Raw genomic sequence first — 21,271 nt, forward strand, 5'->3', positions numbered from 1 at the left:
GAGATCAGTACCAGGCGGACCAGGGGGTAGCCCAGGACCAGGGCCAGTACGGCGGCGGCGGGCGCCAGCAGCAGGTACGGCAGTGCGGTGCCGGGGCGGCGGCGGCGCGGGGCCGGGCGCCGGCCGGCGGGCGGGGGTCGGCGGCGCGTCCGGGGCGCGGGGCGGTGGAGGTGGTCATGGTCACTGGGAGGCGTTGAGGGCCTGGTCGAGGTGGGCGTCGAAGCTCGCGGCGGCCTGCGCGACGCTGGTGCGGCCGGTGGCGATGTCGGCGAAGAAGGTGTTGATCGACGCGTCGCTTTCGATGGTGGCCCAGCCGGGGGTGGCCGGGGTGGCCACGCTGCTCTTGGCCGCCTGGAAGAACGCGGCCGAGGTGGGTGGCAGGCCGGCCTGGGTGGAGTCGATCAGCTGGGTGGAGACCGGGTCCAGCCGTCGATGCCGACGATGGCGCTGGTCTGCACGGCCGTGCTGGTGGCGGCTTTGAGGTAGGCCAGGGCCAGGGCCTGGTTGGCGCTCTTGGCGGCGATCGCCAGGTCGGAGCCGCCCAGGAAGACCGGCTGGTTGCGGCCGGGGGTGGTGGCGCTGGGGAACGGGAACGTCCCGATCTGGCCCTTGAGGGCGGGGTTGTCCTTCAGGACGGTGTTGATGCTGGTGTCCAAGATGGTGGCGGTCTTGCCGGAGGCGAACATCGCGGCCTGGTCCGGGGACTTGGTGTCCACGTTGCGCGAGGCGGGGGCGGAGTAGCTGTTCTGGAAGCTCTTCCAGGCCCGCAGTCCCTGCTGGGCGGCGGGGGAGTCCAGCGCGCCGGTCCACCTGCCGTTGCTCTCGGTGGCCAGTTGGCCGCCCGCGTCCCAGACGAACTGCAGTGCGCCGTACCAGTACTGGCCGGGGAAGTTGAAGGCGGAGAACCCGGGCTGGGGTTCTTGGCCCTGATCGCGTCCAGGTCGGCGGTGAGCTGGGTGAAGCTGGTGGGGGCGGTGGTGATCCCGGCCCGGGCCCACAGGGCCTTGTTGTAGATCACCGCGCGGTTGCCGGCGAACAGCGGCGCGGCGTAGACCTTGCCCTCCACGGTGGCCGGTCCCAGCAGGCCCGGCAGCCAGCTCTGCCCGGCGGACAGGGAGGCCTGGTCGGCGGTGATGTCGCTGAGCGCGCCGGTGGCGGCGAACAGCGGGACGTCGGTGTTGCCGATCTCGATGACGTCCGGCGGGTCGTTCTGCGCCAGCGCGGTGCTGATCTTGGTGTTGATGTTCGCCCACTGCTGGATCTGGACGTCGGCCTTGGCGCCGGTGGCCTTCTCGAACGCGGCGTTGATCGCGGCGGTGGCCTGGGCGCTCAGGTCGCCGTCCATCAGCCACACCGTCAGCGTCGCGGCCTTGGCGGGCCCGCCCGCGGTCGTGCCGTGGGCGGGCCCGCCGCTGCCGCAGCCGGCCAACGACAGTGCCGCCGCGGCGGTGACACACACGGCGAGGGATCTGGTGCGCATGGCAATCCTCCAGGAGGCCTTGGTCAAGGCATGAAGTCCGCGGAACCGGGTCCGCGGAACGGGATCCGCGGAACCGGGTCCGCGGGGCGGGGTCCGCGGGGCGGGGCGAGGGATTCGGGGCGGGGCTGGGGAGGTGAGGGGTACGCGTAAGCGGCCGGCCGACGCCGCGGCCGCTGTTGGAGGCAGACGCTCTCACCTGACCTCTGGTCATGTCAATGCACGTATCGGGATTGCCCGCCCCCACCTGCGCAGGGGGCGAAATGTCCGCCCGGTGGCCGATGGAGATCATGAATCCGGCCTTGACATGGGAGTTCTGGCAATCACCTTGTACGTCAAACGGCACACACGACATGACCAGTGGTCACTAGGTTGGGTGTTCTGTGGTGCCGTAGCCCCCCCGTCTCCCCCCACAGGAGTCCTCATGGAGCACGTCCGCACCCGTCCGCGCGGCACCCGCCGCGCACTGATCGCCGCCGCGTCGCTGGTCTGCACGGCAGTCGCGCTCTACCCCACCGTGCGCACCGCGCACGCGGACAGCCCGCGCTGTCGGTGCTGTACAAGACCAGCAGCACCGCCGCCAGTGCCGACGAGGTCGATCCCTGGCTGGAGGTCGTCAACAACACCTCCAGCGCCGTCGCGCTCAGCCAGGTCACCCTGCGCTACTACTTCAGCGCCGACACCACCGTGCCCTACACCTTCGCCTGCGCCTGGGCGGTGCCCGGCTGCTCGAACCTGACCGGCACGGTGGTCGCGATGGCCGATCCGACCGCGACGGCCGACCACTACCTGCAGATCAGCTTCGACGCGTCGGCCGGGAGCCTGGCGGCGGGTGCCAGCAGCGGTGACCTGGAACTGCGGCTGTACCGCAGCGACTGGCAGAACGTGAACCAGGCGAACGACTACTCGTTCAACGCCGCCGACACCGGCTACACCCCTCGCAGACGGTCACCGCCTACGTCAACGGCGCGCTGGTGTGGGGCACCGAACCGTCCGGCGCCACCCCCACCCCCACCCCGACCGGGTCCGGGTCCGGTGGCGCCTCGCCGACCCCCACCCCGACGCCGACCGCCACCTCGACCGGTGCCCCGCCCTCCGGCGGCACCCTGTTCGACGACTTCGACTACACCGGTCCCAACGACCCCGACCTGAGCGCCCACGACTGGACCATCCGCACCGGCTCCGGCGGCCCGGGCATCGCCAACACCTGGTCCCAGAACGCGATCAGCTTCCCCAGCGACCCGACCGCCCAGGGCGGAAAGGTGATGCGGCTGGAGGCCACCACCGACGGGACCACCACCACCCAGGCCGAGATCGACACCACCAGTGAGAAGTTCTTCCAGGGCACCTACGCGGCCGGGTCTACTTCAACGACGCGCCCACCACCGGCCAAAACGGCGACCACGTCAACGAGACCTTCTACACCATCTCGCCGGACAACTCCCTGTACAGCGAGATGGACAACGAGTACCTGCCCAACGGCGGCTGGGCGCGCCCGGGCCGACGCTGTACACCACCACCTGGTACAGCGGCGGACGCGATGAACCGGCAGACCCACAACGTGATCAGCAGCCTCCAGGGCTGGCACACGCTGGAGATGACCGTGGAGAACGGCACGGTGACCTACTACGTCGACGGCCAGCAGTACTTCAGCACCACCGGGATCTACTACCCGCCGAGCCGATGACCATCGACTTCAACGAGTGGTCATCGACCTGGCCGGCGCCAGCGGTTCACGGACCTGGGACGAGAAGGTCAACTGGGTCTACTTCAACAACTCCGGCGCGCTGAGCCCGGGCCAGGTCTCCACGGCGGTCACGGCTACTACAGCGCCGGTACCCACTTCACCGACACCGTCCCCAACTCCTGACGCGCCCCTGACCGGACCCCTGAGCGGACCCCTGGTGGGACGGGCCCCGCGCCCCGGTCCGCCCCGGGCCCGGTCCGCCCGCGCCCGCGCCCGGTTCGCCCGGGCGCGGGCGGGGGTTCAGCCGCCCGCGGGCAGCGTGGGGGCGGGTGTCTGCGGGGCGTCGGCGGGGAACTGGGCCCAGTCCCTGACCGGCAGCCGGGCGCCGGTGGTCGCGTCGACCACGCGGCGGCCGCCCAGCGGGGCGCGCAGCGCCAGGGTGAAGTCGTAGGCCCGGCACGAGGCCGCGCCGGGAGCGAAGGCGTAGGCGGCGGCCGCCAGGGTGACCTGGTGCGCCGACTGGTCCAGCCGGAACTCGGCGCCGCAGGAAAGGACGTGCAGGGTGCGGTCCCGGGCGCGGTAGTAGACGGCGCCGCCGGGTACCGGCACCCGCCGGTACCGCCCGGGGCCCGGGGCGGTACCGGCGGGCGCCGAGCACCCGGCCGGTGCGGCGCAGCCGACCAGGACGGCCAGGAGCGCGGCGGCAACGCGTGGTGTGCCCATGCCCACTTCGACGCGGCGGCGCCGTTCCGGTTCCCCGTACAGCGGTTTCCAGCCGTCGCCGGATCGCCGGCGAGCACCGGATCACCGACCGCGCCCCGCCCCGCCGCGCCTGGCTCGGGCCGCTCTGGTGCGCTCTGGTGCGGTTCGCGCGGCCCGGGGCGGTCACATCGGTTCGATGCGGGCGCCGGTGCGGGCCGCGCGCTGCTCGCCCCAGGTGTAGAGCGCCTCCAGTACCGGGACCAGGCTGAGCCCCTCCTGGGTCAGCCGGTACTCCACGCGCGGCGGCGTCCCCTGGTCGGACCGCCTCGCGATCAGCCCCGTGGCCTCCAGCGCGCGGAGCCGCTGGACCAGGACCTTCTCGCTGACGTCGGGCATCTTGCGCCGCAGCGCGCCGTAGCGGTGCACGCCCTCCTTGAGGTGCGCCAGCACGATCGTGGCCCACTTGCCGCCGATCACCTCCAGCGTCAACTCGACCGGACAGCGGAAGATCTGATCATCCGTGAGCATCGTTGTCCTGTTCCGGGTGCTTACCACTGGGTCAGTCCTTGCCGGGAGCGCGAGGCTGCGCTTGAGTCCTTCCATGATTGTCGAGTACATCCGCTACCGGATCGCCGAACCCCGGCACACGGCGTTCCAGGAGGCGTACCAGCGGGCCGCCGGGGCGCTCGGGCGGGCCGAGCAGTGCGTGGACTTCGAACTCGCCCGCTGCACCGAGGACCCGGACGCCTACATCCTGCGTATCGGCTGGACCTCCACCAAGGACCACCTGGAGGGGTTCCGCAAGGGCGAGCACTTCGCCGCCTTCCTCGCCGAGGTCGAGCCCTACCTCGAAGCCGTCCGCGAGATGCGCCACTACGAGGTGACCGCGGTCGCGGGCCGGGGCGGATCGACACCGACGCTGTACGAGTGGGCCGGCGGGGCGCCGGCGTTCGACCTGCTGTTCCGCCGCTTCTACGAGCACGTCGAGCAGGACGAGCTCCTGGCGCCGGTCTTCGCCGGAAAGGACCCGCGGCACGCCGAGCACGTCGCGGCCTGGCTCGGCGAGGTCTTCGGCGGCCCGGCCCGCTACAGCGCCGAGCACGGCGGCCACCGGCACATGGCCTCCCGGCACCTGGGCCTGGCGCTGAGCGAGCGCCAGCGCCGCCGCTGGGTCTCGCTGCTGGCGGACACCGCCGACGAGGTCGGCCTGCCCGGCGACCCCGAGTTCCGCGCGGTCTTCGCGTACTACCTGGAGTGGGGCACCCGGATGGCCCTGGTCTACTCCGGCCCCCAGCCGCCCCCGCCCGCCCAGGCGCCGATGCCGCGCTGGGACTGGGGCATCACCCCGCCCTACCGGGGCTGACCCGCACCCCCCGCCCAGCCGCCGCGAACCAGCCGCCGGGGTCAGCCGCCGGGGTCAGCCGCCGGGCTCGGGGGCGTGTGGCGGGGCGCCGTGGTGGAGCAGTTCGGCGAAGCGCTCCAGCGCGCGGTCGGCGCGGTCGCGGTCGCCGGTGGCGGTCAGGTCGAACAGCAGGCCCCGCAGGACGGCCATGACCAGCGTGGGCGTCACCGTGTCACCCGGCCCGGCGCTGACGGACCCGAAGGCGGCACCGAGGGTCTGGAACCAGTCCGTGACCGCCTCGCCCTGGCCGGGATAGGTCTCGGGGTGGACCAGGCCCTCGGCGTGCACCTCGAAGAACAACCGGACGAACGGCGCGCGTTCGTCCGCGCTGATCCACGCCCAGATGCCGCGCAGCCGCTCGCGCGCGCCCTCGCCCGGCGCCGCACGGTGCTCGGCCAGCCGCGCCGCGCCCCGGCGGCGGGCCTCGGCCAGCACCGCGGCGACCAACTCCTCCTTGCTGCCGAAGTCGTAGAGCAGCATCCGGGGGCTGGTGCCCAGGGCCGCGGCCAGCGGACGCAGGCTCAGCCCGGCCAGGCCGTGCGCCAGCACGTAGTCGGTGGCCCGGGCCAGGGTGCGCCCGCGGCGGGCCGGGTCTGCGGGTCGCCCCACGGCGGATCTCCTCGAAAGCGACAGCGACAGCGACAGCGACAGCGACAGCGACAGCGACAGTGACCGGGAAAGCGGGGCCGGGACCGTGCCCGCACGTATATGGTACGACTGTTTCAAGAAGTGAGGGGGGAACACGATGCGCACCTTCGAGCGGGCACTGGTCCTGGGTTCCGGCGGCCCGGTCGGCACGGCCTGGATGGCGGGCCTGGCCTGCGGGCTGCGCCGCGGCGGCGTGGATCTGGGCGAGGCCGACCTGATCGTCGGCACCTCGGCCGGCGCGATCGTGGCGGCGGTGCTCGCGACCGGTCAGGACCCGGGCCGGCTGGCGGCCCCGGCGGGCGGCCCGGACGCGCGGGACCGGCCCCGGGCGGACCGGGCCACGGCGGGCCGCGTGTTCGCGGTGCTGGGGGAGCGGGGCCTGGAGCCCGGTGAGGCCAGGCGCCGCGTCGGCCGGATCGCGTTCGAGGGCGCGGACCCCCGGGCCGAGCGGGCGGTGATCGCCGCGCGCGCCGCCCTGATCGGTACCGACGCCTGGCCCCGGCGGCGGCTGCTGATCACCGCCGTGGACGCGGGCACCGGTGAGCCGGTGGTGTGGGACCGCGACAGCGGTGTGCCGCTGGCGCACGCGGTGGCGGCCAGCGGCGCCTTCCCCGGGGCCGTGCCGCCGGTCGGCATCGACGGGCGGTGGTACCTGGACGGCGCGCTGCGCTCGGGCACCAACGCGGACCTTGCGGCCGGGGCCCGCACCGTGGTCGTGGTCGAGCCGATGGCGCACCTGTTCCCGCGCGAGCCCCTTGAGCGGGAGCTGGCGGCGGCGGGGGCCGACACCGCGGTGAGCATCGGCCCGGACCCCGCCTCGGTGCGCGCCTTCGGCCCGGACCTGAACGACCTGGCGGCGTGGGAACCGGCCTACCGGGCGGGCCTGGGCCAGGCAGGCGACCTGGCCCAGGACCGTGGCGGCCCGGGGGAGCCGGGCGGGCGGCTCCGCGCCGCCTGGAGCACCGGAGCCGACGCCGACCGCTGACCACCCCCCACACCACCCGCCCCCCGCACACCACCCGCCCCCCACACCACCCGCACCATGCGCGCGCCTCGCGGCGCGCGTCCGCTGTGCGGGCGGGTGCCGGTCTCAGGAGGCGGGTACGGCGGCGGGCACCGGGTTGGCGGGCGCCGGGGTGGCGGGTACGGCGTGGGCGGTGGCCCATTCCACCAGGGGCAGCAGGAGTTCCACCAGTTCCTGTCCGCGTTCGGTCAGGCTGTAGTCGACGCGGGGCGGCACCACCGGGTGGGCGTCGCGCAGTACCAGCCCGTCGGCCTCCAGGGTGCGCAGGGTGTGGGCGAGCATCTTCTCGGTGATGCCCTTCACCCAGCGCCGCACCTCTCCCCAGCGCATCGTCCCGTTCGAGAGCGCGACCAGGACCAGTACCCCCCAGCGGCTGGTCACATGGTCCAGCAGGATCCGGCTGGGGCAGTTCGGGTCGAAGACATCGCCCGCGAAGTCTCCCAGCGCCACCGCGCTCACCTTGATACTTTCCTTCATGCCAGTACCTTACAAAATAGTGCGTACCAGCGATCAGGAACGCTCAAGGACGTGGTCCGGTTGACCCCGGTGGAGTCACACAGACCGAACCGAGGAGCCCTCCATGTCCCTGATCGTCACCGGTGCCACCGGCCACCTGGGCCGCCTGACCGTCCAGGCCCTGCTGGAGCGGGGCGTGCCCGCGGGCGACATCGTCGCCACCGGCCGCCGCCCGGAGCTGCTGAAGGACCTGGCCGAGCGCGGCGTGCGGGTGCGCGCCGCCGACTACGGCGACCCGGCCTCGCTGCGCGCCGCGCTCCAGGGCGCGGACCGGGTGCTGCTGGTCTCCAGCAGCGCCACCGGCGCCGCCCGGGTGGAGCAGCACCGCAACGTGATCGAGGCGGCCGGTCGGGCGGGCGCCGCGCTGGTGGCCTACAGCAGCATCGTCAACGCGGACACCGCGACGCTGCGCCTGGCGCAGGACCACCGGGCCACCGAGGCCCTGCTGCGCGCGAGCGGGGTGCCGTTCACCTTCCTGCGCAACAGCTGGTACCTGGAGAACTACACCGCCCAGCTGGCGGTCTTCCTGGAGCACGGCACGGTGGTCGGCGGCGCGGGCCAGGGCCGGGTCAGCGCCGCCGCCCGCGCCGACTACGCCGCCGCGGCGGCGGCCGTGCTGACCGGGGACGGGCACCAGGGCCGGGCCTACGAACTGGGCGGCGACGAGCCGTTCACCCTCACGCAGCTCGCCGCCGAGATCACCGCCCAGGCGGGCACCCAGGTCAGCTACACCGACCTGCCCGAGGCCGGGCACGCCCAGGCCCTGGTCGCCGCCGGCCTGCCCGCGCCCGTCGCCGGTATCCTCGCCGACGCCGACCAGGGCCTGCGGCGCGGGGAGCTGTTCACCGACAGCGGTGACCTGGCCCGACTGATCGGCCGCCCCACCACCCGCGCGACCGCGGCGATCGCCACCGCCCTGGACACCCTGCGCACCGCCTGACCGGCCCCGGGCCGGGGTCCGCCCCGGGCCGGGGCTGGTGCGAGTGCGTCGTCAATCGGGCAGTGCGACCGCGAAGGCGTCGGCCAGGCCCCGGGTGCCGGTCTCGGTGAGGTGGACCACGCGTGGTGAGAGGCCGTAGCGCAGCCAGCCGGTGGCGAACAGGCGGGCCGCCAGCGCGGCGCCCAGCGCACCGGCCAGGTGGTGGCGCCGCTCGCTCCAGTCGACGCAGTAGCGCACCACCGGCCGCCGCCCCGCGGTCAGCGCCGGCACGTCGATACCGAACGCGGTGAACCGCTCGGCCCCCCGGGGCGTCAGCAGGTACGCGGCCCCCCTGCCGTAGGCGGCGGGCCGCTCGGCGCCGGTGTCCGCGGCGGCCTGGTCGCGGCGCAGCAGGCCGCGGTCCACGAACGCGGCCATCAGGGCCACGCCCAGGGATCCCGCGAGGTGGTCGTAGCAGGTGCGCGAGCGGCGCAGTGCCCGGTCGCGGCTGTGCGCGCGCAAGGTGCGGGCCGGGGCGGGGGCGGGCGGGGCGATCAGTGCCAGCGCCTCCAGGGCGGCGACCACCTCGGGACCGGACAGGCGGAAGTAGCGGTGGCGTCCCGCGTCCGTGGCCCGCACCAGCCCCGCCTCGGCCAGCCGCGCCAGGTGCACGCTGGCGGTGGGGACGCTCACCTGGGCCTCGCCGGCCAGGACGGTGACCGTCAGCGGGCGCCCGTCGGACAGGGCCTTGAGGATCCGCGCCCGGGAGGCGCTGGCCAGCAGCCGCGCGGCGCGCGCGATGTCCGGCTCCGGCCGGGGCGCGCCCGGGCGCGCGGTGTCGTTCATGACCGCCATCTTGCTACGCCGACGCTTAGCGCGGGGGCTAAGCGTCGGCCGCGCACGATGGCGGCATGAGAACCACGACCGGCGCCGAGGCGCCGCGCACGGCCCTGCCCGCCGCGGCCGGGCGGCCCGCCTGGCCGCCGCTGATCGCCCTGAGCCTGGGCTACTTCCTGGTCATGCTCGATGTCACCGTCGTCACTGTCGCGGTGCCCGCGATCCGCGACTCGATCGGCGCCGGGGCCTCGGCCATGGCGTGGGTCGTCGACGGCTACAGCGCGGTCTTCGGCGCGCTGCTGCTGCTGGGCGGCGGTTTCGGTGACCGGCTCGGGCACCGCCGGGTGCTGCTGGCCGGGCTCGGGGTCTTCGCGCTGGCCTCCCTGGGCTGCGCGGTGGCCACCAGCGCCGGTGCGCTGGTCGCCGCGCGCCTGGCGCAGGGCGCGGGTGGGGCGCTGCTGGTGCCGACCTCGCTGGCCCTGCTGACCACCTCCTATCCGTCCGCGGCGGGCAGGGCCCGGGCGCTGGGGGTCTGGGCGGGGCTGGCCGGGGTCGCGTTCGCGGCGGGGCCGCTGGTCGGCGGGCTGCTGGTGGCGGGCCTGGACTGGCGGGCGGCCTTCCTGGTCAACATCCCGGTCGCGCTGGCGGCCTGCTGGCTGACCTGCAGGCACGTTCCGGCCGGGGCCGCGCGGACCGGCGGGCGGGGCCTGGACCCGCTGGGCCAGGTCCTGGGCGTGAGCGGGGTGCTGGCGCTGGCCGGGGCGCTCAACGAGGCCGCGACCCGGGGCTGGACCTCGCCGGTGGTGCTGGGCGCCGGGGCCCTGGCCGCGGTCGCGCTGGCGCTGTTCGTGGCGGCCGAGCGGCGACGGGAGGCGCGCGCGGTACCGCACCGGCCGCCGCTGCTGCCGCTGTCGCTGTTCGGCGCGCCGGGCTTCTCGGCCACCGTCGCGGTCGGCGTGCTGCTCAACCTCGGCTACTACGGCATGCTCTACCTGGCCACGTTGTACCTGCAGAACGAACGCGGCTACGGTGCGCTGGGCGCGGGCCTGGCGTTGCTGCCGACGGTGTGCATGGCGGTGGTCGCGGCCCCGCTCGCGGGCCGGCTGACCGCGCGCCACGGCCCGTACCCGCCGATGACCGGGGCGCTGCTGGTCGGCGGCGTCGGGTTCCTCGGCTGGCTGCTGGCCGGTCCGCACACGCCTTATCCGCTGCTGCTGCCGGCCCTGGTGGCGACCGGTCTGGCCACTCCCGGCACGGTGCTGGCGGCCACCACCGCCATCGCGCGGTCCGCCCCGGCGGGGAACGCCGGGGCGGCGTCGGCGGTGTTCAACGTGGGCCGCCAGCTGGGCAACGCCGTCGGTGTGGCCCTGTTCGCCACGCTCACCGCGGGCCCCGGCCGCCTGGTCCGCGGCCTGCACCTGTCGGCGTTGATCGCCTCGGCGGCCTTCCTCGCCGCGGCGCTGCTGGCCCGCGCCGCCTGGCGCGACACCCGCCCCGGTGGGGCTGCGGCCGGTGGCCGCGTTACGGGTGGGGCGGGTTGACGGGGGGTCAGGTGGGGTTGGGGCCGAGTCTGGCCAGGGTGTCGAGCAGTCGGGCCGGGTCGGCCAGTACCTTGGGTGGCAGGCAGACGTAGAGCTGGACGGTGGTGACGCCGGGGCGGTGGTAGTGCCCGATCCGTTCCCGGCAGTGCTCGGGCGAGCCGCTGACGAACAGCTTGTCGACGACCTCGTCGGGCAGGGCCTGTTGCGCGCCCTCGATGTCGCCCGCGTCCCAGCGCCGGTGTGCCTCGTGCAGCAGGTCGCCGTGGCCCAGCCAGGCGTGGAACTTGCGGTAGGGCTCGCGGTTCAGGATCCAGGCGAGGAAGGGGCGGGTGGCCCGCTGGGCGTAGGCGGTGTCCTGGGTGGGGCAGACGAAGACCTTGACCACCAGTTCCTTGCCCGGTGGTTGCGGTCCGACGGCGTCCAGCACGGTGGGGACGTCCTCGGGGAACAGGAGGTTGGTGATCGCGCCGTCGCCTTCGGTGAAGCCCAGGCGCAGCATGCCCGGGCGCAGCGCGCCGAGGATCACCTTGACCGGTTCGGCGGGCGGGTGCGGTAGTTGGTAGCCGCGGATGGAGAAGGTGTCGAAGTCTCCGCTGACGTGTTCGCCGCGCAGGGCGCGGGTGAGGAACCGCAGGACGTCGCGGGTGCGTTTGAAGGGTTCGTCGAAGGGGATTCCGTTGATGTCGGTGACATGGGCGGGGACCGAGGCGCCGATGCCCAGCAGCAGGCGTCCGGGGGCGAGTTGGGCCAAGGTGGCGGCGGTCTGGGCGAGTACCGCCGGTCCTCGGGTGTGGACCGGGACGATGCCGGTGCCGATGCGCAGGGTCGGGGACCAGGCGGCGGTGGCGGCCAGCGGGGTGAAGGCGTCGGTGCCGCCGCCCTCGGCGCTCCACACGTCGCTGTAGCCGAGGTCGGGCAGCCGCTCGACCAGGAAGCGGTGCCGGTCCAGGGGCAGGCCCGCGAGCGGCAGGGTGATTCCCCACCTGGGTGGCTGGGGGTGGTGCGGGTGCGTCATCGCGTGGCCGTTCTCTCGGAAGTGCCGGTGCCGGTGCTGGTGCTGGTGGGGGGTGGCGGGTTATGCGGATACCCAGACGTTGGTGAGGTCGACGAACCAGGACTGGGGTTCGACGAAGCCGTGGACCTTGGGTGACAGGGCCCGCGCGTCGCGGTCGTTGACCACGAACAGCCAGGGGGCGTCCTTGGTGACCTGGTCCAGGGCCTGGGTGTAGTCCTGTTGGCGGGTGTTCTGGTCCAGGCAGGAGGATGCGGCGGCGAACAGCCGGTCGACGGCCGGGTCGGAGTAGTGGCCGGTCCAAAAGGGGCTGCCGGTGCCGAGGAACAGCGGGAGCAGTGATTCGGACTGGAACAAGGTGGTGGACTGCGCCAGGGCGTCGGAGCCGAGTGCGACCTGGCCCTTGGCCTCGTCGCTGAGCAGGGTGGACCAGTCGGTGGTGCGGATCTTGACGGTGATGCCGACCGCGGCGAGGTCCTGCTGGATGGCTTCGGAGATGGGGACCGGCAGCAGGTTGCCGGATCCGGCGGTGGGGACGGTGACGGTGGTGGTGAAGCCGTGGGCGAGGCCGGCGCGGGCCAGTAGTTGCCGGGCCTTGGCCGGGTCGTAGGAGTAGAGGTTCCCGGCCGGGTCGTAGGCGAAGGTGCCCTTGGGGGCGGCCTGGTAGGCGGGTCCGGCGGTGCCGTGCAGCAGGTCCTCGGCGATGGCGGACCGGTTGATGGCGTCGTTGGCGGCCTGCCGCACCAGCACGTTGTTCCAGGGGGCCTTGGACTGGTCCAGGATCCAGTACCAGATGTGGTCGTAGCTGTTGGTGTCGATCTGCGCGCCGTCGGACCGCAGGCGGGCGATGTCGTCCGGGTCGGGGTAGTCGATCATGTTGGCGCCGCCGGAGAGCAGGGCGGCGGTGCGGGCCGCCGGGTCCGGCAGGGCCTGGACGACGAGCTTGTCGAGTTTGGGGGCCCCGCGCCAGTAGTGCGGGTTGGCGACCAGGTCGATCTGCTGGCCGGGGGTCTGCGAGGCGAAGCTGAACGGGCCGGTGCCGACCGGGTGCTGGGCGAAGCCCGAGTCGCCGTAGCGGCGCACGGCGGTGGGGCTGGCTATCAGCAGGTGGGTCAGGTCGTCGGTGAAGTGGCCGTTGGGCGCCTTGGTGACCAGGACCACGTGGTCGGGGTCCGGGGCGCGGTAGGAGGTGATGTCCCCGGCGTACTCCTGGGCCGCGGCACCCAGGGCGGCGGTGTAGTAGGGGCTGCCCTTCTTGAGGTAGCGGTCCAGGTTGAAGACGACCGCGGCGGCGTCGAAGGCGGTGCCGTCCTGGAAGGTGACGCCCTTGCGCAGGGTGAAGGTCCAGGTGCGGTGGTCGGGGGCGACGGTCCAGGAGCTGGCGAGGGCGCTGGTGACCGGTGCGGGCGTATTGCCCTGGCTGAGGTCGTAGCGGGTGAGGCCTTCGTAGATCTGGAAGCTGACCAGCGCGGTGCCCTCGTAGCCCGCGCCGCCGAGGATGGTGTCCGGGTCGGGCAGGGTCCCGGTCGCGCCGATGACCAGCGTCCCGCCGCGGTCGGCGCCGTGGGCGCCGTGGGCGGTGCCGGTCGCGGGGGAGCCGGAGGAACTGCATCCGGCGGCGCTCGGGAGCAGGACCAGGGCGGCGGCGAGCAGTCCCGCTGTGGAGCGGGCGCGGCGCGGCGCGGCGGCGGGGGCGGTCGGGCTGGTCATGGCGGTTCCTCGGGTCAGTGGTGCGCGGTCGGACCGGGGGCGGTCGGACCGGTCGGGGGCGGGGCGGTCGCGGCGGTCGCTGGCGGCGCGGTCGCGGACGGTCGAAGGACACGGGCAGGGACACGGGCGGTGGTGGTGGCGGTGGTGGTGGCGTCCAGCAGGGCCCGGGTGTAGGGGTGGCGCGGGTCCTGCCACAGCCGGTCGGTGGGGCCCTGTTCGACCACCTGGCCGTGGCGCAGCACGCTGACCTGGTCGGCGAGGTGGCGCACGGCGGCCAGGTCGTGCGAGATGAGCAGGTAGGCGACGCCGTCGTCCTGCCGCAGCTGTGCCAGCAGGTCCAGTACCCGGCTCTGCGCGGTGCGGTCCAGGGCCGAGGTCGGCTCGTCCAGGACGATCAGGTCCGGGCCGGTGGCCAGGGCGCGGGCGATGGCGACGCGTTGCAGTTGCCCGCCGGAGAGCTCGCGCGGGTAGCGGCGGGCCAGGGCCGGGTCCAGGGCGACCCGCTGGAACAGCGCGGCCGTGCGCTCGGCGCGCGCGGCGCGCGGCACGCCCAGCGCCGCCAGCGCCAGCGCGACCGCGGACCCGGCCCGCAGTGCCGGGTTGAGCGAGCCGCCCGGGTTCTGCGGCACGAACTGCAGCCGGGCGCGGACCGGTCGGGCCGCGCGGCCGCGCAGCCGGTGCGGGTCGTGGCCCTCGAAGCGGACCGTGCCGTTGTCCGGGGCGATCAGGCCCAGGGCGAGCCGGGCCAGTGTGGACTTGCCCGACCCGGACTCGCCGACCAGTCCCAGGACGCGGGCCCGGGGCACGGCCAGGGTGACGCCGTCCACGGCGGTGTGGGCGGTGCGGCCGGTGGTGAAGCGCTTGCTGACGGCGTCCAGCACCAGCAGCGGCCCGGCCGACAGCGGTGCGGCCGGTTGCGGCCCGGCCGACAGTGGTGCGGCCGGTTGCGGCCCGGGCGACAGTGGTGCGGCCGGTTGGGGTGTGGGTTGGGGTGCGGGTGGTTGGGGTGGGGTCATTGGTCGGCTCCGGGGTGCGCGCCGACCAGTTCGGCGGTGAACCGGTGGGCGGGGTGGGTCAGGACCCGGGCGGCTGGCCCGCTCTCCACGATCCGCCCGGCCCGCATCACCGCGACCTGGCCGCCGGTGCGCCGGGCCACCGCCAGGTCGTGGGTGACCAGCAGCAGGGCGATGCCGCGTTCCGCGCGCAGGCGGGCGAACAGGTCCAGCACCTGGGCGCGCACCAGCGCGTCCAGGGCGGTGGTGGGCTCGTCCGCGATCAGCAGTTCCGGCTCGCAGCACACCGCCAGCGCGATCGCGGCGCGCTGGCGCTGACCACCCGACAGCTGGTGCGGGAAGCTGTCGGCGACCCGCCGCGGGTCGTCGATCCCGACGGACTCCAGCAGGTCCGGGACCGCGGCGCGGGCCGCCCGGCGGCCGGTGGCCCGCTGGTGGCGGCGCAGCACCTCGGCGAGCTGCGCGCCGACCCTGCGCAGCGGGTCCAGTGAGCCGGTCGGGTCCTGCGGCACGTAGCCGATGCGCCGACCGCGCACGCGCGACAGCGCCCGCTCGTCCAGGGCCCGCAGGTCGGTACCGCGCAGCTCGATCCGGCCGGTGGTCTCGGCGTTGCGGGCGGGCAGGCCGAGCACGGCGCGGGCGACGGTGGTCTTGCCGCTGCCCGAGGCCCCCAGCAGCACCAGCGCGTCGCCGGGCGGCAGCGCGAAGCAGACCTGGTCCACGGCGGTGGTGTGCCCGTCGCGGTGCCGGTGGGTGACCGTCAACCGCTCGACAGCCAAGACCGGAACAGCCGGGTCGGGAACAGCCGGGTCGGGAACAGCCGGGTCGGGGGCGGCCGGGTCGGGGGCGGCCGGGGCGGGGGTGGTCATCGGTTGGCCTGCGTCCGTGGCTGGTCGGCGGCGCCCAGGCGGCGGCGCAGGGCCTCGCCCAGGGTGTTGAAGACCACCGAGACGGCGAGGATCGCCAGTGCGGGCATGACCGCCACCGCCGGGTGGCTGAGCAGCGTCGGGCGCAGTTCGTCCAGCATCGCGCCCCATTCGGCGGTCGGTGGTGCGACGCCCAGGCCCAGGAAGGACAGCCCGGCCGCGTACACGATGGACAGTCCGATCAGCGACGAGCAGTAGACCAGGACCACCGGTGCGACCACCGGGGCGACCTGCCGCAGGGCGATGGTGGCCGGTCCGGCGCCGCTGACCTTGGCCGCCTCCAGGTAGGCGGCGCCGCGGATCGCCCGGACCTCGGTGAAGACCACCCGGGCGACCGAGGGGGTGAGCACCACCGACAGCGAGAGGACCACCGCGCCCAGGCCGCTGTCCAGCACGCTGGCGACGGCCATGGCCAGCAGGATCCCGGGGAAGGCGTAGAGCACGTCCAGGGCGCGCAGCAGTGCCTGCTCGACCACGCGCCCGCCCAGCCCGGCGGTGATGCCCAGCGCGCTGCCCAGCACGCCCGCGACGGCCACCGGGGCGAAGCCGCCCACCAGGGAGGGGCGGGCCGCCCAGATCAGCCTGCTGAGGAGGTCGCGGCCCTGGCCGTCGGTGCCCAGCAGGTGCCCGGGGCTGCCGGGGGACAGCAGCCGGTCCTGGAGCAGGCCGGCAGTGGGGCTGCACGGGGCCACCAGTGGCGCGGCCAGGGCCAGCAGCACCAGCAGCACGGCCAGGGCCAGCGGGACCGCCAGGCCCGCGTCGCGGCCCTTCCACGCACGTACGCGCTGCGCCACGGTCAGCCCCGCACTCGCGGGTCGACCAGCGCGTGCGCGGTGTCCACCGCGATGTTGACGCCGACGAAGCCCACGGCGGCGACCAGCACGCCGCCCTCGATGACCGGCAGGTCGCGGGCCGACAGGGCGGTGTAGAGGAGTTGGCCGACGCCGGGCCAGGAGAACAGGGTCTCCACGAACACCACGCCTTCCAGCAGGTAGGCCAGTTGCAGGCCGCCGATGGTCAGCAGCGCGGGGGAGGCGTTGTGCAGGCAGTGCCGCAGGACCGCGCTCCGGCTCAGGCCGCGGGCGCGCAGGCTGTCGGCGAGTTCCCCGCCCAGTACGGTGGCCAGGGCGGCGCGCAGGACCCGGGCGGTCAGGCCCAGTGGCACCAGTGCCGCCGCGACGGCGGGCAGCACCAGGTGGCGCAGCAGGTCGCCGGTGCCGCCGTCGCCGAAGGGGTCGTGGGTGCCGCCGGCCGGGAGCCACTGCCAGTGCACCGCGAACACCGCGATCAGCAGCAGCGAGACGCAGTACTGCGGGGCGGAGACGAACAGGGTGCTGAGCGCGCCGGACAGCCGTCCGCCCGGGCCGCCGGGCCGGATCGCGCCGAGGCCGCCCACCAGGACCCCGCCGGCCAGTACCAGCGCGAACGCGGCGCCGGCCAGCAGCAGCGTCTGGCCGAAGGCGGGGGCCAGCAGGCCCAGTACCGGGCGCTGCGCGGAGATCGAGGTGCCCAGGTCGCCGTGGAGCGCGTGCCACAGCCAGGACGCGTAGCGCACCGGCAGCGGCCGGTCCAGGCCCAGCCGCGCGGCCAGCTCCCGACGGGCCGCGGGCGGCGCGCCGGGCCCCAGGAACGCGCCGACCGGGTCGCCGGGCACCAGCGCCACGGTGGCGAAGACCACCACCGTCACGCCGAACAAGGTGGGCACGGCGAGCAGCAGCCGCCGCAGCAGGAACCGTCTCATCGCGGGACGCCGGTGGCGCACGGGGCGGGGGCAGGCATGGAGGTCCTTGTCGAACGGGCACCACCGCGGGGCGGGGCCGCGGGCGGTGGCACGGCAGCTACTGCCCCGAAGCATGCGCGGGCCGCCCGGCGCCGACCAGGCAGGCGTTCATGCTGTTACCCGCGCTCATAGGATCCGCACCCGGGACCGGGCCGCTCCCGCCGAGAGCAGCACGCCCCGCCCGGCGCTGGTAGCCGGATGAGGAAACTGTCGTCTGAGGAACCTGTCGTCGTCAGTCGCCGATGACCCACCCGCACCAAGGCATGCCAAAGACCCCAGCCACCCAACGGGCACGGCCAGGACCAAAGGCAGCAGACCGTCAGATCAGCCGCTCGGTCCCTTCCTGGTCCACCCCGTGTCCCCACCCCACTCGGAAGCCGAGCACCCACATCTCCGTCAGCAGACCTCCCAACATGTCTACGGCGGAGGCGGTCTCCATCGAGCGGACGTCCGGCACCACCCTCTCCACCCGGATGAACCCCAGGGCCGTATGAGCAGCCTCGGCGAGGGCAGCCGATGACACCCTCTCGCAGTCGAAGAGCCGCCCGCGCTCCGACGCCTGCCACGCAGCGATCACACGCTCCAGCAAGATCAACTCATTCTGCGGCATGGGTACCCTCCTCCTCCGTCGTGCTTGAAAGCCGCTGCCTCACGGCACGTGGAACTACCCGCGCAGTTGGGCTCCGGACGCCTTCAGGAACTTCCTGGTGGCCTCCCGGCAAAAACCGATTCGGGCCGCCAATCCACTCACCGACGCCCCGGCCTCGTACAGGCGGCGCAGCTCCACCAGGTCCACGCGCTGCCCCGATCCCGGCGGACGAAACGCGGGCCGGATCACCACCCCCGACCGCCGCAGAACCTTTGCCACATACTGCGTGGACCGGCCGACCTCAGCACCGAGGACCAGCAGGCTCGCGCCCGCCTCGTACCTCCGCGCCAGAAGCTGACCCAGGATCAGTTCATCGTCGGCCGACAGTAGCGACCGCAGCGTGAACAACTCGATGGACGCCGCCGCGAAAGCACGGCGCACCAGCTCCACATCCTGCGCCTCACACGCACGGCGGACTGCTGCGGCATAACGCTCACGCGGGTGCGCCACAGACGAATCTGACGACAACGCTCATTCCTCCCACTGCTGGAAACGACGCAGGGCCGGCCGCCGGGCCGCCGGACGCATGACCCAGTCATCCCCTCGGCCCCCGCCGCCACTGCGACCCCCACGTAACCCACCCATCAAGTGCTCCCTCTCATTTCGGCCGCCGACCACCTCGGCCGCCCCTGACGTCGTCCGGCCACCGGCCGCGTCGCTGAGCGGCCGGTGGCGAAAGGGTTTGTCTGAACAGGTTTGACTGACCGTCAGATCACTGCGAGTCGCGGTGCTCCACTCGAATGTGACGGGCCATCAGAACGCGATAATCGGAAGCCGCACTGTGATCCCCCGCGCGCTTCCTGGCCCTGATCTCCTCCATGAAGGACTCGCACGCCGGACAGCCCGCCACCGGGACCGGAGCGGCGGGCGGGTACCACGCCTCATGCGGCTGCCCCTGCGCCCCGGGGCCGTCCTTACGGCGGCTCATAGCCCCCACCTGCTGAGCCGGTTCAACTCCGCGACCGCAGCGCGCAGTTCGTCCCCCCGTCTCACCTCGTGCAGCTCCCCGGGCGGCACCGTCCACTCGCGGCCGCCACCGGGCGGGCGGAGCGACGCGTAGCGCGCCTTCACCTCCATGACCGTGCCCGCACGATCGCGCCTGCTGTCGTACGCCAACTCCCCAACCGCAGGCGCCCTCACCGGTACGGCGGGCGAGTCGGCCGAGACTTCCCTCGCAGCCCCATCGTCGGGGGGTAATCCGAGCTTGCTCATGGCACAGCCACCTCCGAGTGATCGCACAAGCGCGATTCGGACGGTCCATCGGCAAGATGCGTGCCCGACGGTGCGTCACATCGACGTTAGACCTCTCGCCCCCGTGCCCGTTAGTGTGCTGATTGCTCATCTCCATGGTCGAGTTGACTCCATGATCGCAAATATGCGACCGGGATGCGATAAAGGCAGTGCGCTACGATCGCGGCCCGCGCGATAATGCAGGCAGGAGGTCCGGGATGCCTGACGGAGGCAAGGCAACGATCCGAAGCAAGAGGCTTGGTGTGGCCCTGCGCACGTACAGAGAGCAGGGCGGCTTCGACCAGGCGGCAGCCGCAAGCGCCATCCGTGCCAGTAGTACCAAGATCAGCCGCTTGGAGTCGGGCAGGGTATCGATCCGTCCCCTGGAACTCCATGTGCTTCTCGACCTCTATGGGGTTGACGATCCCAAGGAGCGCGACCGGCTCGAAGCCCTCGCTCGAACCAGCACCGCGCGAGGATGGTGGCTCGACTACCAGGACAGCCTGACTCCTGGCTACGGGGATCACATCGTCCTGGAAAACGACGCGTCCTACATTCGCATCTACCATCCGGTCTACATTCCAGGAATCCTCCAGACGGAAGCGTACGCTGAGGCTGCAATCAGGTCCGGCCCGTTGCAGCTCTCGCAAGAGCGGATCTCGGTGCTCGTAAAAGTCCGGCGGGAGCGGCAAGCGCGAATCCTATCGGAGGGGATTCCGCAGGCCGTGATCCTTTGGGAACCGGCTATCATTTCACCTGCTGGAGGCAGGGAGGCGCATACAGGGCAACTGAAATCGTTGCTGAATCTGGCCCATGAACCCACCATCTCCCTACAGGTTCTGCGCTTCGGTCCCCGAATGATCGGCGCGATGGGAGCCCCGTTCACAGCCTTCTCCTTTGGTCCCGATCACCAGGTCGAAGCGGTGGCGCTGGAAGGACTGACCAGTACTCAAGTGCACGAAGACGCAGACTCGCTGGCCGCATACAGCGGCCTCTTCGAAACCCTACGGTCGAACGCTGCGTCCCAGGACGAAAGCGTTGCCTTTATAGAGAATGTTCTACGCAAAGCGGAGGCAGGGAAGTGAACCCAGAAGTTGTAGGTCCGTTTCGCAAGGCTAGCTACTCGGAACAGTCGGGAGCTTGCATTGAGGTCGCCCGTGACGCGACAGGCGGTAGTTTCGTCCGGGACTCCAAGGATCAGAGTGGCCCTCTCTTGCAGTTCTCGGCAGATGCTTGGGGGGATTTTCTCGATAGCGTCAAAAACGGTGACTTGGGTATCTGAGTTCAGCGAATATCGAGGCGGAGGCAATCGGCCGCCGCCTCTTCGCATGCCTTGGTTCACCGTGAGAACAGCTTCCGGCGGCCTGGAGGAGGAGGCGGGGTACATCCGTACGTGGGAGCCCATCTTGGTACCAGGTCTCTTGCAGACCGAGGGATACGCCCGAGCGATCCTCGATGCCAACCCGGCTATCACGCGCCTGGGGGACCCTGACTCCTTCGTCAAAATCCGAGCGAACCGCAAGGCTGTTCTGACGAAAGAGTCACCAGTCCGGCTTTCGATAATCATCTGGGAACCCGTACTTCACTGTGTGGTGGGTGGCGAGGACGTTCATCGGGATCAGCTGCGGCACCTCGTTGAGATGGGGCAGCTTCCGAATGTGACCATCCAAGTGGTCCCGCTCAGCGTTGGAGCGACGGCAGGTACTTGTGGTGCGTTCGTCCTCTTCGCCTTCGCCGACACTCCAGCTCCGGGAGCCGTGTTCCTGGAGACTCTGACCAGCAGTCAGTACCTTGAGGAGGCCAGGGAGCTCGATGGCTACTGGATGGTTTTCGATTGGTTGCGATCATCGGCGCTGGACCCGGAGCAATCGCTGAACACTATTGCCGCCCTCGCGGCAGCCAAGCTAAAAAAATGACAGAAAGGCTGCAAGTCTCATGATGGAACAGGGTGTGCCGAAGCGGTGGCGAAAGAGCACCTATAGTGGGCCGAACAACAACTGTGTGGAGATAGCGGACGGCTCTTTGGGGGTGATTCCCGTCAGGGATAGCAAGGATCCGGATGGACCAGTCCTAGCCTTCACGGAGAATGCCTTCTCTGATTTCGTCGCAGCTATCAAGGACGGCCAGTTTCCAGGCACCTAGCCATGTAAATTCCCCGGAGTCGAATGCGTGTCGACTCCGGGGAATTTACATGTCAG

General features: G+C 72.6%; 27 protein-coding genes and 1 pseudogene. 10 read left to right on the top strand and 18 right to left on the bottom strand.

The features are described 5' to 3' along the window. Positions 1–4: 4 nt before the first annotated feature. The 4 genes and pseudogenes from GXP74_RS19370 to GXP74_RS41485 form a co-directional block, all read right to left on the bottom strand. The gene (locus GXP74_RS19370) at positions 5–178 is read right to left on the bottom strand and encodes a hypothetical protein (RefSeq protein ID WP_182452706.1); all 174 of its coding nucleotides are present in this window, start codon (positions 176–178) and stop codon (positions 5–7) included. Between the two features lie 2 nt (positions 179–180). Continuing rightward, positions 181–336, bottom strand: a complete 156-nt coding sequence (locus GXP74_RS40465) for a hypothetical protein (protein ID WP_225448045.1) — start codon at positions 334–336, stop codon at positions 181–183. Between the two features lie 65 nt (positions 337–401). Then, entirely contained in the window at positions 402–998 is a 597-nt protein-coding gene (locus GXP74_RS41480; RefSeq protein WP_255528129.1) for an extracellular solute-binding protein, read from the bottom strand. Continuing rightward, a pseudogene (locus GXP74_RS41485) lies at positions 884–1,480 on the bottom strand (extracellular solute-binding protein); the annotation flags it as partial. The pseudogene GXP74_RS41485 and the gene GXP74_RS41480, both read right to left, overlap by 115 nt. Before the next feature lie 549 nt (positions 1,481–2,029). On the opposite strand from GXP74_RS41485, the gene GXP74_RS19380 reads away from it, so the two are divergent. Continuing rightward, positions 2,030–2,629, top strand: coding sequence for a cellulose binding domain-containing protein (locus GXP74_RS19380; protein ID WP_182452707.1), 600 nt, complete (start codon positions 2,030–2,032; stop codon positions 2,627–2,629). On the opposite strand, the gene GXP74_RS19385 is transcribed toward GXP74_RS19380, so the two are convergent. After that, positions 2,601–2,825 carry a hypothetical protein gene (locus tag GXP74_RS19385; RefSeq protein ID WP_182452708.1) on the bottom strand — a complete coding sequence of 75 codons (225 nt, stop codon included), beginning with the start codon at positions 2,823–2,825 and terminating at the stop codon, positions 2,601–2,603. The genes GXP74_RS19380 and GXP74_RS19385 overlap by 29 nt on opposite strands. A gap of 108 nt (positions 2,826–2,933) precedes the next feature. Between GXP74_RS19385 and GXP74_RS19390 the strand changes: the two genes are divergently transcribed. After that, complete coding sequence (locus GXP74_RS19390) at positions 2,934–3,164, top strand: hypothetical protein (RefSeq protein WP_182452709.1); 231 nt, start codon at positions 2,934–2,936, stop codon at positions 3,162–3,164. Positions 3,165–3,464: 300 nt separating this feature from the next. Here GXP74_RS19390 and GXP74_RS19395 read toward each other — a convergent pair whose 3' ends face one another. Next, on the bottom strand, positions 3,465–3,887 hold the full coding sequence (locus GXP74_RS19395) for a hypothetical protein (protein WP_182452710.1): 423 nt from the start codon (positions 3,885–3,887) through the stop codon (positions 3,465–3,467). 162 nt (positions 3,888–4,049) lie between these two features. Then, positions 4,050–4,394, bottom strand: coding sequence for a helix-turn-helix domain-containing protein (locus tag GXP74_RS19400; RefSeq protein WP_182452711.1), 345 nt, complete (start codon positions 4,392–4,394; stop codon positions 4,050–4,052). 73 nt (positions 4,395–4,467) lie between these two features. On the opposite strand from GXP74_RS19400, the gene GXP74_RS19405 reads away from it, so the two are divergent. After that, positions 4,468–5,229, top strand: a complete 762-nt coding sequence (locus tag GXP74_RS19405; protein WP_182452712.1) for a group II truncated hemoglobin — start codon at positions 4,468–4,470, stop codon at positions 5,227–5,229. A gap of 54 nt (positions 5,230–5,283) precedes the next feature. Here the strand turns inward: GXP74_RS19405 and GXP74_RS19410 are convergent, their stop codons facing one another. Then, complete coding sequence (locus GXP74_RS19410; RefSeq protein ID WP_182452713.1) at positions 5,284–5,877, bottom strand: TetR/AcrR family transcriptional regulator; 594 nt, start codon at positions 5,875–5,877, stop codon at positions 5,284–5,286. A gap of 136 nt (positions 5,878–6,013) precedes the next feature. On the opposite strand from GXP74_RS19410, the gene GXP74_RS41850 reads away from it, so the two are divergent. Continuing rightward, entirely contained in the window at positions 6,014–6,901 is an 888-nt protein-coding gene (locus GXP74_RS41850) for a patatin-like phospholipase family protein (protein ID WP_182452714.1), read from the top strand. A 105-nt stretch (positions 6,902–7,006) separates the two neighbouring features. On the opposite strand, the gene GXP74_RS19420 is transcribed toward GXP74_RS41850, so the two are convergent. Continuing rightward, positions 7,007–7,417, bottom strand: a complete 411-nt coding sequence (locus GXP74_RS19420; RefSeq protein WP_182452715.1) for a helix-turn-helix domain-containing protein — start codon at positions 7,415–7,417, stop codon at positions 7,007–7,009. A gap of 103 nt (positions 7,418–7,520) precedes the next feature. On the opposite strand from GXP74_RS19420, the gene GXP74_RS19425 reads away from it, so the two are divergent. Beyond that, positions 7,521–8,396, top strand: a complete 876-nt coding sequence (locus GXP74_RS19425; protein WP_182452716.1) for an SDR family oxidoreductase — start codon at positions 7,521–7,523, stop codon at positions 8,394–8,396. A 51-nt stretch (positions 8,397–8,447) separates the two neighbouring features. Here the strand turns inward: GXP74_RS19425 and GXP74_RS19430 are convergent, their stop codons facing one another. Further along, the gene (locus GXP74_RS19430) at positions 8,448–9,221 is read right to left on the bottom strand and encodes a winged helix-turn-helix domain-containing protein (RefSeq protein ID WP_182452717.1); all 774 of its coding nucleotides are present in this window, start codon (positions 9,219–9,221) and stop codon (positions 8,448–8,450) included. 65 nt (positions 9,222–9,286) lie between these two features. On the opposite strand from GXP74_RS19430, the gene GXP74_RS19435 reads away from it, so the two are divergent. Then, positions 9,287–10,753 carry an MFS transporter gene (locus GXP74_RS19435; RefSeq protein ID WP_182452718.1) on the top strand — a complete coding sequence of 489 codons (1,467 nt, stop codon included), beginning with the start codon at positions 9,287–9,289 and terminating at the stop codon, positions 10,751–10,753. Between the two features lie 7 nt (positions 10,754–10,760). Here the strand turns inward: GXP74_RS19435 and GXP74_RS19440 are convergent, their stop codons facing one another. From GXP74_RS19440 to GXP74_RS19475, 8 genes are all read right to left on the bottom strand, one after another. Further along, positions 10,761–11,768 (bottom strand): LLM class F420-dependent oxidoreductase, encoded by a 1,008-nt coding sequence (locus GXP74_RS19440; RefSeq protein ID WP_182452719.1) that lies wholly within the window; start codon positions 11,766–11,768, stop codon positions 10,761–10,763. Positions 11,769–11,828: 60 nt separating this feature from the next. Then, positions 11,829–13,475 (bottom strand): ABC transporter substrate-binding protein, encoded by a 1,647-nt coding sequence (locus tag GXP74_RS19445; protein WP_182452720.1) that lies wholly within the window; start codon positions 13,473–13,475, stop codon positions 11,829–11,831. Between the two features lie 14 nt (positions 13,476–13,489). Beyond that, complete coding sequence (locus tag GXP74_RS19450; protein WP_182452721.1) at positions 13,490–14,491, bottom strand: ABC transporter ATP-binding protein; 1,002 nt, start codon at positions 14,489–14,491, stop codon at positions 13,490–13,492. Further along, positions 14,488–15,357, bottom strand: coding sequence for an ABC transporter ATP-binding protein (locus GXP74_RS19455; RefSeq protein ID WP_182452722.1), 870 nt, complete (start codon positions 15,355–15,357; stop codon positions 14,488–14,490). The genes GXP74_RS19450 and GXP74_RS19455 overlap by 4 nt, the downstream gene beginning before the upstream one ends. Continuing rightward, complete coding sequence (locus tag GXP74_RS19460; RefSeq protein WP_182452723.1) at positions 15,354–16,208, bottom strand: ABC transporter permease; 855 nt, start codon at positions 16,206–16,208, stop codon at positions 15,354–15,356. Before GXP74_RS19460 ends, GXP74_RS19455 begins: the two co-directional genes overlap by 4 nt. Before the next feature lie 2 nt (positions 16,209–16,210). Then, on the bottom strand, positions 16,211–17,155 hold the full coding sequence (locus tag GXP74_RS19465) for an ABC transporter permease (protein ID WP_182452724.1): 945 nt from the start codon (positions 17,153–17,155) through the stop codon (positions 16,211–16,213). A 358-nt stretch (positions 17,156–17,513) separates the two neighbouring features. Continuing rightward, positions 17,514–17,804, bottom strand: coding sequence for a hypothetical protein (locus GXP74_RS19470; protein ID WP_182452725.1), 291 nt, complete (start codon positions 17,802–17,804; stop codon positions 17,514–17,516). 54 nt (positions 17,805–17,858) lie between these two features. Then, entirely contained in the window at positions 17,859–18,233 is a 375-nt protein-coding gene (locus tag GXP74_RS19475) for a hypothetical protein (RefSeq protein WP_182456976.1), read from the bottom strand. A gap of 1,058 nt (positions 18,234–19,291) precedes the next feature. Between GXP74_RS19475 and GXP74_RS19480 the strand changes: the two genes are divergently transcribed. From GXP74_RS19480 to GXP74_RS19495, 4 genes are read left to right on the top strand one after another with little or no spacing between them, the layout of a single operon-like run. Then, positions 19,292–20,158 carry a helix-turn-helix transcriptional regulator gene (locus GXP74_RS19480; RefSeq protein ID WP_182452726.1) on the top strand — a complete coding sequence of 289 codons (867 nt, stop codon included), beginning with the start codon at positions 19,292–19,294 and terminating at the stop codon, positions 20,156–20,158. Further along, positions 20,155–20,355 carry a DUF397 domain-containing protein gene (locus GXP74_RS19485; protein WP_182452727.1) on the top strand — a complete coding sequence of 67 codons (201 nt, stop codon included), beginning with the start codon at positions 20,155–20,157 and terminating at the stop codon, positions 20,353–20,355. Before GXP74_RS19480 ends, GXP74_RS19485 begins: the two co-directional genes overlap by 4 nt. A gap of 46 nt (positions 20,356–20,401) precedes the next feature. Further along, positions 20,402–20,989, top strand: a complete 588-nt coding sequence (locus tag GXP74_RS19490; protein WP_225448046.1) for a DUF5753 domain-containing protein — start codon at positions 20,402–20,404, stop codon at positions 20,987–20,989. 22 nt (positions 20,990–21,011) lie between these two features. Next, the gene (locus GXP74_RS19495) at positions 21,012–21,215 is read left to right on the top strand and encodes a DUF397 domain-containing protein (protein ID WP_225448638.1); all 204 of its coding nucleotides are present in this window, start codon (positions 21,012–21,014) and stop codon (positions 21,213–21,215) included. Positions 21,216–21,271: the final 56 nt, after the last annotated feature.

Source organism: Streptacidiphilus sp. P02-A3a, from assembly GCF_014084105.1.
Lineage (GTDB): Bacteria > Actinomycetota > Actinomycetes > Streptomycetales > Streptomycetaceae > Streptacidiphilus.

Excerpts from the sequence above, each read along its gene's own strand:
- GXP74_RS19370 (WP_182452706.1), bottom strand. The coding sequence starts at position 178 with ATGACCACCTCCACCGCCCCGCGCCCCGGACGCGCCGCCGACCCCCGC.
- GXP74_RS19390 (WP_182452709.1), top strand. The coding sequence starts at position 2,934 with ATGGACAACGAGTACCTGCCCAACGGCGGCTGGGCGCGCCCGGGCCGA.
- GXP74_RS19395 (WP_182452710.1), bottom strand. The coding sequence starts at position 3,887 with ATGGGCACACCACGCGTTGCCGCCGCGCTCCTGGCCGTCCTGGTCGGC.
- GXP74_RS19400 (WP_182452711.1), bottom strand. The coding sequence starts at position 4,394 with ATGCTCACGGATGATCAGATCTTCCGCTGTCCGGTCGAGTTGACGCTG.
- GXP74_RS19405 (WP_182452712.1), top strand. The coding sequence starts at position 4,468 with ATGATTGTCGAGTACATCCGCTACCGGATCGCCGAACCCCGGCACACG.
- GXP74_RS41850 (WP_182452714.1), top strand. The coding sequence starts at position 6,014 with ATGCGCACCTTCGAGCGGGCACTGGTCCTGGGTTCCGGCGGCCCGGTC.
- GXP74_RS19420 (WP_182452715.1), bottom strand. The coding sequence starts at position 7,417 with ATGAAGGAAAGTATCAAGGTGAGCGCGGTGGCGCTGGGAGACTTCGCG.
- GXP74_RS19425 (WP_182452716.1), top strand. The coding sequence starts at position 7,521 with ATGTCCCTGATCGTCACCGGTGCCACCGGCCACCTGGGCCGCCTGACC.
- GXP74_RS19430 (WP_182452717.1), bottom strand. The coding sequence starts at position 9,221 with ATGAACGACACCGCGCGCCCGGGCGCGCCCCGGCCGGAGCCGGACATC.
- GXP74_RS19435 (WP_182452718.1), top strand. The coding sequence starts at position 9,287 with ATGAGAACCACGACCGGCGCCGAGGCGCCGCGCACGGCCCTGCCCGCC.
- GXP74_RS19440 (WP_182452719.1), bottom strand. The coding sequence starts at position 11,768 with ATGACGCACCCGCACCACCCCCAGCCACCCAGGTGGGGAATCACCCTG.
- GXP74_RS19445 (WP_182452720.1), bottom strand. The coding sequence starts at position 13,475 with ATGACCAGCCCGACCGCCCCCGCCGCCGCGCCGCGCCGCGCCCGCTCC.
- GXP74_RS19450 (WP_182452721.1), bottom strand. The coding sequence starts at position 14,491 with ATGACCCCACCCCAACCACCCGCACCCCAACCCACACCCCAACCGGCC.
- GXP74_RS19455 (WP_182452722.1), bottom strand. The coding sequence starts at position 15,357 with ATGACCACCCCCGCCCCGGCCGCCCCCGACCCGGCCGCCCCCGACCCG.
- GXP74_RS19465 (WP_182452724.1), bottom strand. The coding sequence starts at position 17,155 with ATGAGACGGTTCCTGCTGCGGCGGCTGCTGCTCGCCGTGCCCACCTTG.
- GXP74_RS19470 (WP_182452725.1), bottom strand. The coding sequence starts at position 17,804 with ATGCCGCAGAATGAGTTGATCTTGCTGGAGCGTGTGATCGCTGCGTGG.
- GXP74_RS19480 (WP_182452726.1), top strand. The coding sequence starts at position 19,292 with ATGCCTGACGGAGGCAAGGCAACGATCCGAAGCAAGAGGCTTGGTGTG.
- GXP74_RS19490 (WP_225448046.1), top strand. The coding sequence starts at position 20,402 with ATGCCTTGGTTCACCGTGAGAACAGCTTCCGGCGGCCTGGAGGAGGAG.
- GXP74_RS19495 (WP_225448638.1), top strand. The coding sequence starts at position 21,012 with ATGGAACAGGGTGTGCCGAAGCGGTGGCGAAAGAGCACCTATAGTGGG.